The 11,864-nt window shown below is 40.1% G+C and carries 6 protein-coding genes; all 6 read left to right on the forward strand.

Annotation, left to right across the window (positions count from 1 at the left end; all coding sequences use genetic code 11):
- The first annotated feature begins 117 nt into the window (after positions 1 to 117).
- The 6 genes from BM073_RS05310 (at position 118) to BM073_RS05335 (ending at position 11,862) form a co-directional block, all read left to right on the forward strand.
- Positions 118 to 882, forward strand: a complete 765-nt coding sequence (locus BM073_RS05310) for a hypothetical protein (RefSeq protein ID WP_091651483.1) — start codon at positions 118 to 120, stop codon at positions 880 to 882.
- On the forward strand, positions 879 to 1,637 hold the full coding sequence (locus tag BM073_RS05315; protein ID WP_091651485.1) for a hypothetical protein: 759 nt from the start codon (positions 879 to 881) through the stop codon (positions 1,635 to 1,637). The genes BM073_RS05310 and BM073_RS05315 overlap by 4 nt, the downstream gene beginning before the upstream one ends.
- Positions 1,638 to 1,667: 30 nt before the next feature.
- A complete protein-coding gene (locus BM073_RS05320; RefSeq protein WP_091651487.1) occupies positions 1,668 to 2,426 on the forward strand; it encodes a DUF6090 family protein in 759 nt (252 codons plus the stop codon).
- On the forward strand, positions 2,423 to 3,136 hold the full coding sequence (locus BM073_RS05325; protein ID WP_091651488.1) for a DUF6090 family protein: 714 nt from the start codon (positions 2,423 to 2,425) through the stop codon (positions 3,134 to 3,136). Before BM073_RS05320 ends, BM073_RS05325 begins: the two co-directional genes overlap by 4 nt.
- The gene (locus tag BM073_RS05330) at positions 3,133 to 3,936 is read left to right on the forward strand and encodes a DUF6090 family protein (RefSeq protein WP_091651491.1); all 804 of its coding nucleotides are present in this window, start codon (positions 3,133 to 3,135) and stop codon (positions 3,934 to 3,936) included. The genes BM073_RS05325 and BM073_RS05330 overlap by 4 nt, the downstream gene beginning before the upstream one ends.
- Before the next feature lie 315 nt (positions 3,937 to 4,251).
- Positions 4,252 to 11,862 carry an ATP-binding protein gene (locus BM073_RS05335; RefSeq protein ID WP_091651494.1) on the forward strand — a complete coding sequence of 2,537 codons (7,611 nt, stop codon included), beginning with the start codon at positions 4,252 to 4,254 and terminating at the stop codon, positions 11,860 to 11,862.
- Positions 11,863 to 11,864 lie beyond the last annotated feature (2 nt).

Raw genomic sequence — 11,864 nt, forward strand, 5'->3', positions numbered from 1 at the left:
AATTGGTCAAGACAAAGATCAATGTGTAGTAATTTCTAATCGAAGTAAACCACATACTTTAGTAATGCACTAATAATCAGGGATTTTTTAGTATCTTCTCGAGAAAATTTTGCTCTATTGATTTCATTTTTTCGAAAAATCCGCCAAAAACTGCTTCAGCAAAATCGATTGACTCGATACCTAATTTATGCCCTTGGAGAAATTCTTCTGGTGGTCATCGGTATTTTGATTGCGTTACAATTGAATATCCAAAAAGAATTGGCCGATGAAAAAAAAGAAATAGAGCAGCTTTTAATCGGGGTTCAGGCTGATTTGAATTTGGAAGCAAAGCGTATTGATTTTTTGATTGGCTATTATGGAGAGATTACGGACGGCATTCAAAAAATAATTTTAAACTACCAAGGGAAGGAGGTCCATACCAATAAAGAGCTTGGTCAATATTTCATGAACACATTCGAATTTCGGAAATTTTCCAAATTCAATACCAGCTACCAAACCCTTTACGGAAGTGGTCTTCTTCAAGAAATCAAAGACAAAAACCTATCCGAGGAAATCATTACTTACTATTCCAAGCAATATTTAGAGTGGTCTTTGGAGATTTATCAACAAAAAGCCAGCGCCTTTAACTTTAACAACATCCCCCAATTTGATCCTCTGGATAAACTTAAATCAGGAGCCAATTATCAATCCATTCCTAATTATCGATTGGGTTTGGAAAAGGAGTTTACCACCGACTTTAAAGAATTTATCAAGGAAACTGAAGTATTAAACTTCCTTGTAGATCTACTGCACCAAAGTGATCTGGTTTTCACCAACCTCAAAACCTATAAAGAATCCAATCTCATTTTATCAAGCCGAGTTAAAAATTATCTGGAGCAATGATCTCATTTTTCAGAAAAATCCGCCAAAAACTGCTTCAGCAAAACAGACTGACTCAATACCTAATTTATGCCCTTGGAGAAATTCTTCTGGTGGTCATCGGAATTCTGATTGCTGTGCAAGTCAACAACTGGAACCTTGATCGAATTGATCAAAAAGCTGAAAAAAATGCGTTGCAGGATTTGAAAGAGGAATTTGCAGATCAAACCAAAAGACTCGCAGATGCCCAGAAAAGACGAGAGTTATCCATTGCTTTTTTTTCAAAAAAGCTTGAATTCATGAAATCTGGAATGTTAGATTCCCTAACAGCCTATCATCCAATCTTGTATCTTGGAATTGTGACGCTCAACGCACCAAATGGCGTTATCAATAGCCTGATTTCCTCCGGTCAGATCAATTTGATTTCCAATGACTCCCTCAAATACAGGCTGGCGTCCTGGTCAGAGGCAGTAGAGGATATCCGAGAGGAAGAGGACAATCATTTTCGTTTTGTAGTAACAGAATTTTTACCCTATCTCCAACGCAATCTGCCCTTGACCATTGTGAATTTTTCCACGGTCGATTCGAAAGGTGAACAACTTTTTTATTCCGAAAAACAAGTGAAAGAATACTATTCAAAAATTATTCAGGACATTGAATATCAAAACCTTTGTGTAATGAATATCAATTGGAATCAAATAGCGATTTTAGAATACAATAATTTACAAAGAGAATTGGAGCAAATCCGAAGCCTCATAGAAAGTGAACTCGGGAACTAAGGCTGATATTCCACTAACTTTAAATAAAATATGATCTCATTTTTTCGAAAAATCCGCCAAAAACTGCTTCAGCAAAACAAGGTCACTCGCTACCTGGTTTATGCGCTTGGGGAAATTGTACTAGTCACTATAGGTATCCTGATAGCTCTACAAATCAATACATGGAATGAGCAAAGAAAGGAATCCAACAAAGAAAAATTGATTCTTCAAAGCTTGCATTCGGAGTTTGTAGGCAACAAAGAAAAAATACAAGCCAGTATCCAACATCACGAAGCCATTCTAGGCTGCACCAAGGACCTTATGAAGCTTTTTAAGCTGCCCGATTCCACTCTCAAAACTTACAATTTGGATAGTCTTATCGAGAGGAGTCTAAACATTCGAGACCTTAGCACTTCTCAATCTGCAATTGAAGATTTAATCTCGTCGGGAAATCTTAACCTCATTTCATCCGAAAATTTACGAAAGCTCATTTTTGAATGGAACGGTGAGATAATGGAAAAGAATGAAAGCTTCGAAACCTTGGATGAAACTGCTCAAACCTTACTATTGCCCTATTTGATAAAGAATGCCTCCCTAAAAAATATCGATCAATATAGTTCTTTGAGTTGGAAGGAAAAATCAAAATTCGATTCGCCTACGCCAAAAATGTTTCAGGAATTGGAGTTTGAAAACCAGCTTGACAGTCATGCTTGGGGAATAGCCAATTATTTGAATGCCTTATATGTTCTCCGGGAGATTAGTGAAAAAATTATTTCCGAGTCAGAGTCAACCAGAAACGTAGATAGATGATCTCATTTTTCAGAAAAATCCGCCAAAAACTCCTGCATGAAAATCGAGTGACTCGCTACCTGGTTTATGCGCTCGGAGAAATATTTTTAGTAGTCATCGGAATATTGATTGCTCTACAAGTGAATAACTGGAATGAAAGCAGGAAATCAAGAAATTTTGAGCAAGAGATTCTTTCACTCATTGATCAAAATTTAAGTCGAGACTCTAGCGTGATTGCTGCGGAGCTACAAAAAGCTCTCATCGCGAATGCAACCACTGATTCCATTTTAAATCAAGTGGAAAAAGGAGTTTTTGAGGAAAATCTCTATGTATGGATGGCAAAGGTCATCCGGTTTGAGAGGTTCAAGTCTCAATCCAGTGGCTTTGAAGTTTTAAAATCCAAGGGGATTGATGTGATTTCAGATAAGGATCTCCAAATCGATTTAATCAACTACTATGATGAAGTCCTATTCCGTCTAAATCAGGCCATATTGGATGTGGAAAATTCATTCAATGTAGATTGGATTCCAGTGGTCAAAAGTGAATTCTATGATTTTGATTATGAAGACAGATTGGAACCCAGAAATCTGGAGGATTTTTTTAACAATCCTAGTCATATAATCCTCTTCAAAATGTTTCAGGATAATCGAGAGGGCTCAATTAGCAGAATGGAAATTGCATTAGCTGAAATTTCCAGCTTGAGAACATCCATAAAAAATCAGCTGAAATGATCTCCTTTTATCGTAGAATCCGTCAAAAACTTCTAAAGGAAAATAGAATTACTAGGTATTTAACCTATGCTTTGGGGGAGATCGTATTGGTGACAATTGGAATTTTGATCGCTCTTCAGATTAATACCTGGAAAGAAGAACGAAATGATCATAAAAGAGAAATTTCCTTTTATCAATCAGTTTTGATTGATCTTGAAAGTGATCAGCAAAAATTAGAAACTCAAACAAAATTTTATCAAAACAGAATTGAAAACCTTACCTGGTTACTCAAAGAAATAAGACAGCCTAATGAGGCAATTAATCCTGAAGAATTTGGGAAACACACCGAGCCTCTTTATTACAGCGAGTCCGCGATTAGCTTTGATACCAGTTATGAAGCTGCCAAAAGTGCTGGATCAATTGCTGCTTTTTCCAATAAAATACTACTGAAACAATTGGTAGAATACTATTCTAGTTTTCAGGAAATCGAAAATGTACTGACCTCCACCCTCCGATTTATTGAAAGCACTTTTGAACCTCTGATGGCAAGTTTACCGAATAACTTTTTGGATAAGGAAAGTTCAGACCAAGTCTTGATCAGTCAGGGCAATCAAAATTTTTATCTCCTGTTAGAATCTGTCGAAGACCAAAGACCCGGAATATCCCCAGAGGAACTTAAAAAATTTCTAAATCAACCGGAATTTGAATCCTATGTGGTCGCGGATTTGGGCCGGTCTTTTAATATGATAAGCAAACTGGAAAGTAGAATTACACAGTTACAGTCCATTCAAAAGGATATAAAGCAATATCTTGAAAATTAGCACCCCTACAACAACTTGTATTTTTTCAATAAAAACATAATCAGGTCAACTTATTTTTTGTCAAATTAAATTGAAAATCAGACACATATATAGTGGTTTGTAAGCTGTATTTTGTATTTTAAAGGAACCAACTTTTATTTTCCTAAGCCACTCAGCCTTTTACCAAAAACACAGGCAATTCAACTAAACATAAAATAGGCGAAAACCCCAAAGTTTTTCCCTCACCATTCACTATTGGATAGTAAAAACTCCAACAAATGTGGGTGAACAGGAAGCTCTCTGGATTCTGCTTAAAATTCTTTTTAGACATAGAAAATGATAGATATTGATGCTTCGAGGGAAGCTTCGGCCTTGAAAGTTTACCATAAATTTTGGGACAGCTATATCAAGGGGAATATTCCCATTTTTTCCTCCACCCTGGATGAGGATTTTGAGATGATTGGCACCTCTGAAACGGAGGTGTGCCACAATAAGGCTGAGGGTATAGCTTTTTTTAAAAATCAGATCGAAGAGATTGTAGGAAAAGCAGAGATGAGAAACAGAAACATCATTACCAAAGCCATTGGGGAGATGTTTTTGATCATAGAGAATTGCGACATCTACGTGATTTCTGAGCCAGAATGGGCCTTTTATTCAAAATTAAGGATTTCCACATTGCTTCACGAGACGCCCTTGGGTTGGAAAGTGCTCCACCAACATGGATCACTTCCGGACATGAAGGTTGAAGACGGGGAAACCATGGCCTTGGAAAAGGTCTCTCAAGAGAACCTTGAACTTAGACAGGCAGTCAAAAGAAGAACTGCAGAACTGGAGAATAAAACCAAGGAACTGGAAATTGAAGCTTCTCTTGAGCGAGTTCGAGCCGCGGCTATGAGTATGAAAAAGCCTGATGACATGCTGGATGTTTGTCAAATCATAGCTGATCAGTTGAATGCTTTTGGAGTGGAGCAAATCCGGAATGTTCAAACTACCATCATCGATGAAGAAAAGGGGCATTACCTCTGCTATCAATACTTTCCAGCCTATAAAAAAACAGTAGTAGAACTAACCAAGTATTTCAAAAGTCCTGTAGAACATGAAATGGTCCGGCGAATGTTGGCTTCCAAAGATGGACACTTTATCGGGAGCATTCAGGGAAAAGAACTTCGAGAGTTTGCGGCCCATAGAAAAGAAGAAAATCATTTTTCAGACCCACTTTTGGACCAATCTCAGGAACTAAGTTATTGCTTTCTTTCTATTGGAAAAGGTGGTTTGGGGCTTTCGCTTTATCAAGCATTAAACCAGGAAGTACTGCATATATTCAAGCGCTTTCACCAGGTATTTACTCTGGCGTACAGGCGCTTTTTGGATATTCAACAGGCAGAGGAGCAGGCGCGGGAAGCTAAGATTGAAGCGGCGTTGGAGAGAGTTCGTTCCAAAAGTTTGGCTATGCACCAGACCAGCGAATTGCAATCTGTCATTCATACCGTTCATGAAGAATTGCTTCGCTTGAACCTCTCAATTTTCGGCGGCTCATTTATCGTGATCAACAGTGAGCTGGATACAGAGCTCAAGTGCTGGGGAGCTGGGGGCACTGCCGAAACGTCTGAAGAAATTCATATTCCCCGCTATGATAAGCCTTTTTATACCAACCTGCTTGAAAGAGTTAAGAAAGGCCCCAGTTTCTTCACTGAGGAATTTACCTTCGAAGAAAAAGTCGAATTTTTTACCTTTTTATTTAATCACCAACCTTGGTCTAAGCTCAGTAACAAAGAGAAAAAACAGACCTTGGAAACTAAGGGAGGATATACCCGATCCTGTGTGGTGTCTGAACATACCAGCATTTTTATCATCAATCATGAAGGTGTTCCATTTTCAGAGTCGGATAATACGATACTGAAACGTTTTGGGAGAGTATTTGAGCAATCTTATACCCGGTTTCTAGATCTTCAAAAAGCAGAAGCCCAGGCCAGAGAAGCACAAATTGAGACGGCTCTTGAAAAAGTGAGAAGCCGAAGTATGGGCATGCACAAAAGTGGGGAACTTCACGAAGTCATCAAGGTGGTGTATGAGCAGTTTCGAGCGCTGAAAATCCCCATTGAGCATACGGGATTTATCATGGATTATAAAAACCGGGAGGACATGAATATCTGGTTGGCGGATGAAAACCAAGTGCATGCCCAGATCACTTTCCCCTATTTCGATTCACCTCATTGGAATAGTTTTCGGGAAGCAAAATCAAAAAGCAAGGACTTTTTCACCAACCTTCTGGACTTTGAAGCCAAAAACCGCTTTTACAGAAAGCTCTTCGACTATATCCCAGACTTACCTCAGGAAACTCAGGAATTTTACTTTTCTCAACCGGGTCTTTCTATCTCTACAGTACTGATGGATAATGTAGGGCTGTATTTTGAAAATTATACTACTACCTCATTTACCGAGGAAGAAAACCAGATTTTAAAACGTTTCGGGAAGGTATTCCAGCAAACCTATACCCGATTTCTTGATCTTCAAAAAGCAGAAGCACAAGCAAAAGAAGCACGGATAGAATCGGCCTTAGAACGGGTACGCTCACGTAGTCTCGCGATGCATCATTCATCCGAATTATCCTCGGTAGTAGATACGCTTTTGCAGGAATTTACAGGACTTGATTTTACCCTGACCTTTTGCATCATCAACTTAATCGATGGAGATGACTTGTCAAATACCGTTTGGGCGGCCAATCCTGAAACTGGTAAAGATGCTGAATCCTATTACATGAAGTTTGAGGATTATGATTTTCATCGGGCGATGTGGGATGCCTGGAAAGCTCAGGACAGGCGATTTGTATATGTGCTGGAAGGGGAAGAGAAAAAGATTTATGATGAATACCTCTATTCCGAAACAGAATTCAGACGATTCCCCAAACATGTTCAGGAGGCTAATAAAAGTTTGGAAAGATACGTGGCAGGGTTTACATTTTTCAAGTATAGTGGACTTCAGACAGTCAGTGTAAATCCGATATCAGAAGAGGAATTGGCTATACTTGAGCGATTCGGAAAAGTTTTCGAGCAAGCTTATATCAGATTTCTTGATCTCCAAAAAGCAGAAGCCCAGGCCAGAGAAGCCCAGATTGAAACGGCTCTTGAAAAAGTGAGAAGCCGTAGCATGGGCATGCAAAAAAGTGATGAGCTGGCAGATCTTTCTTTAGAATTGGTCAAGCAGGTTCAAGCTTTAGGAGTGGAAACTTGGTTTTGCGCATTTAACATTTACGATGAAAATGGTGAAGAGTCCATTGAATGGGGAAGTAATGGCCAGTCAACTTTCCCCAGATATAAAACTCCCAGAGAAAATGTCTTTTTGGATTACTATAAAGCTGGTCAAAGAGGTGAATCCCTATTGATCAATGAAATTAGCGAGGAAGAATGTCCTTCACATTACGAATATCTCTGCAGTCTTCCCGGAGTAGGTGATCAGTTGCTCAAGATGAAAGCCGCTGGAATCTCTTTTCCCAAGTACCAAATAGACCACGTGGCTTTTTTCAAATATGGCTACATTCTATTTATCACTTATGAACCTGTGCCTGAATCTCACTCAGTTTTCAAGCGGTTCGCACAGGTTTTTGAACAAACTTATACTCGGTTTTTAGACCTTCAGAGAGCTGAGGCTCAAACCAGGAAATCAGAAATCGAGGTTGCAGTCGAGCGGGTTCGGGCTCAATCCATGGCCATGCATCATCCAGACGATCTCGACAAAGTAAACAAAGAACTATTAAGCCAACTTCAATGGCTTCAGATACAAGGACTTTCCGGAGTTACTTTTTATTTGGTCGAAGAAAATGGATGGGTGAAAGCATGGGATTTTTCAAGTCCTGGGAATATTGGAAATCAGACCAGCTATACGTTTCAGTTTGATTCCAACAAGCATGAAATGTTAGGATTTCCCTTTAAAATACTGGAAAATACTGACCTAGATTATTTCATTGCCGATTACCCCCTTGAAAAACTAAAAAGGGCATTACCCGAGTTGGAAGAAATCGACCCATCAATTGCGGAAATTTTTACAAAGGCTATTGAAACTGGAATATTAAGCCATCAATGGTCGGCTTGCGCTAGAATTTCCAGTGGAATGCTTGGAGTCGACCTGACCGCTCCCCCAAGTGAAGACACAAAAACCATTGTGTTGAAAATGGCAGGAGCATTCAACCAGGCCTACACCCGCTTCCTTGATTTACAAAAAGCCGAAGCTCAGGCTAGAGAAGCCCAAATTGAATCAGCGCTGGAAAGAGTAAGAAGCCGCTCCATGGCGATGCATAATAGTAATGAAATAGGAGATGTGGCGATGGTTCTCTTTCAACAACTCAAGAGTTTAGGCGGAGAACTTTGGGGTACGGGCTTCGCATTCTGTGAAAAAAATTCGGAGCTTGATGAATTCTGGTTTGCCAATGAAAACGGCATCATGCCGCATTTAAAAATCCCTAACAATGTGGACCCAGCCCATAAGCAAATGTATGAGGGCTGGAATAATAACCTAGAGTTTCTATCTATAGAAAATGGTGGTAAGGAGCTAAAAAATCATTATAAATATATGCTCACAGTTCCTGATGTGCAGCCCATTTTCCAAGGGATATTAGATCAGGGCATTGAATTTCCAACATGGCAAAAATGGCATGCCGCCTATTTCAAATATGGGTATATGCTAGTCATCACGACTGAAACCTATGAAGACGAAAAGGTTTTCACACGGTTTGCCAGAGTGTTTGAACAGGCTTTTACCCGATTTCTGGATCTTCAAAAAGCCGAAGCTCAGGCAAGGGAAGCCCGAATTGAAGCTGCTTTGGAACGCACAAGAACTCAAAGCATGCTCATGAAGCATTCTGATGAGATCAAATCCATTTCAACCATTTTCCATCAGCAATTACTCGAATTGGGTATCCCCTCTGAGTTTTCCTATGTATGGCTTCCCGATGAACCCAATAGTGAACATCAATTTTGGGCAAGTTGGTCGGAAGAAGAAAATGGGAAAGTAATTTACCTGAGCAAACAAGTTACCTATCCACTCGACAAATCAGAACCTTATACTAAAGCATGTATTGAGGCTTGGGCACAACCTGAGGTTTTGTTGGAAGAGTTTATTTCTCCGCCAGAAGTAGCAGGATTTTTTGAGGTTTGGCAGGAATTACTTGAAGGAGCAGAAAAATTAAAAGCAGAATATTTTCCTGAAGGAATTTTCTATTCCGAAGCTTACATGCGATTCGGATGTTTTGGTATCAATATAAAACGTAGGCTTACCCCAGAGGAAAAGTCCATCCTCAAAAGATTCTCCATTGAATTTGAAAGGGCTTATACCCGATTCTTAGACTTGAAAAAAGCAGAAGAACAGGCCCGGGAAGCACAGATTGAACTGGCGGTTGAAAGAGTACGGGCAAGAGCTTTAGCGATGTACCAATCAGGGGAAATTCTCGAAGTGGTCCACAAGCTGAAAGAGGAAATTATGAGCTTGAATATTCCTCAGGTGGCGGCTGCCACTATTCATTTGAAAGAACCTTACGGGCGATGCAGAGTTTGGGATCTGACTTCACTGGAATTGAAAGAAGAAGATCTTCATCTTCCGCTTGATATTAGTTTTAAGCTAGAAGATACTCACCCAGATTTTTTTATGCGAAAAATCTGGGCACACACTGGAGACTATTTTGTGGTTATCCAGAAAAAAAGAGACTTCCAGCATACTGTTCAATGGCTTAAAGACAATGGGCATCCTGAGCAAGCTGAAGAGGCCCGGATATTTTTTAACACAACTCAATTGGAGCAAGCCTATCATCCCACAGTACCCTTGAAAAATGGGAGAATGAGCCTGGATTTGCTTGAGCCTCCACAGGATGAAGTTGCCTCTATTCTGAAAAAAATGGCTGCAGCTTTTGACTTGGCCTATAAGCGATTTGAGGATCTTCAAAAGGCCGAATCTCAGTCAAAAGAAGCTAAAATTGAGTTGTCGCTGGAAAGGATACGGTCTCAAGTAACCTCCATGCAGGAATCTAATGAACTCTTTGACGTGGTGGTAGCTATGCGCAAGGAGTTTGTATCATTAGGACATCGAGCACACTCTTTTTGGCATATGAAATGGTCAAAAGAATCCTATGATATGTCCATGACTTCAGAAGAAGGTGATCGGATAGGAATGATAATCTCCGTCCCAAAATTTGTCCATGACAATATCCCTTCTTTGGCTTCTTGGGAGAAATCAGATTCTCCAGTATTTGTACTCGATTTGGATGGTTCTCAGGCCTGGGATTACATAGAAAATATGAATAAGTACGGGCACTACGAACTAGCTGATCCTAAATCGCCGAGTGAAGAAGATATTTTGGCCATTGGAGGTTTGACATTTGTAATCGCCCGAACCACTCATGGAGAAATTGGATTCAGCTTGCCGGGAAAAATCCCTAATCCTCCTGAGGAATCTCTTCATACCTTGATTCGATTTGCCAAAGTTTTTGGGATAGCCTACAAACGTTTTGAAGACCTTCAATATGCCGAATCTCAAGCAAAAGAAGCGCAAATCGAACTATCACTGGAGAGAATTCGATCCAAGGTAACTTCCATGCAGGAATCCACTGACCTATTAGACATCATGGTCAGTATCCGTAGTGAATTTGTTTCACTTGGCCACGAAGCTCAATATTTCTGGTACATGCGCTGGCTACCTGACAAATATGAGAAAGCCATGACCTCTGGAGATGGAGCACAAGTAGGCATGGTCATGACCTTACCTCGGCATATTCATGGAGATATCCCATTGGTTGCCAATTGGGAACGAGGCAGTGAACCTACCCTGATTTTTCCGATGGATATTGACACCGCCATGGACTATGTTCAAAAAATGGTCTCCTTAGGCGATTTCGAAAAGGTAGACCCCAACGCCCCAACCATGGATGATATCAAGCATATTGGAGGGCTAACTTTTATTATGGCAAAAACATCACAAGGAGAAATCGGCTATAGTTTGCCCGGCTATGTGCCTAATCCTCCTGAAGAAGCAGTAAGCACCTTGGCCCGATTTGCTGGTGTTTTTGACTTAGCGTACAAACGTTTTGAGGACTTGAAAAAGGCAGAAAAAGATTTAGTGGCGATAAAAGCAGCAAAATCCAAAGCTGAATCTGCTTTGAAAGAGCTGAAAGCTGCTCAGGAACAATTGATTCAGCAGGAAAAGCTGGCTAGCCTAGGACAGCTGACCGCAGGTATTGCCCATGAGATTAAAAACCCCTTGAATTTCGTGAATAACTTCTCTGAGTTGAGCAAGGAACTGATAGAGGAAGTTTTTGAAGAGTTGGAAAAGCTTGATGAATCGGATATCAAACAAGAAATCATGGACATTTTAACAGATGTCAAAAGCAATCTAACCAAAGTGCATGAGCACGGTAGCCGGGCAGATGGGATCGTAAAATCCATGCTGCAGCACAGTAGGGGAAGTGCTGGAAAAACAAGCGCAATCCGAGTAAACGAATTCGTAAAAGAATTTAGCAATCTGGCTTTCCATGGTATGAGGGCGGGAAAAAATCCTATCAACGTCAATCTGGATTTTGATTTGGATGAAAATGCCGGAGAGCTAACACTCGTGATGGAGGATTTTTCAAGAGTTATTTTGAACATCGCAAACAACGCCTTTGATGCGATGCGTGATAAGCAGAACTCTTCCAAAAACGGGGAATATCTACCTAGTCTGAAAATCAAAACAAAAAGACTGAAAAACAAGGTGCTGATCAGTATCCAAGACAATGGGCCCGGAATTCCTGACGGAATCAAAGACAAAATCTTACATCCCTTTTTTACCACAAAAAAGGGTACCGAGGGAACAGGCCTTGGCCTGAGTATTACCCATGATATAGTAAAAGCTCATGGGGGAGAAATTAAAATTGAAAGTGAAGCCGGCGATGGAGCAAGTTTTCTTATCTCATTACCCATAAGCTAATA

Source organism: Algoriphagus ornithinivorans, from assembly GCF_900115305.1.
Taxonomy (GTDB): Bacteria; Bacteroidota; Bacteroidia; order Cytophagales; family Cyclobacteriaceae; genus Algoriphagus; species Algoriphagus ornithinivorans.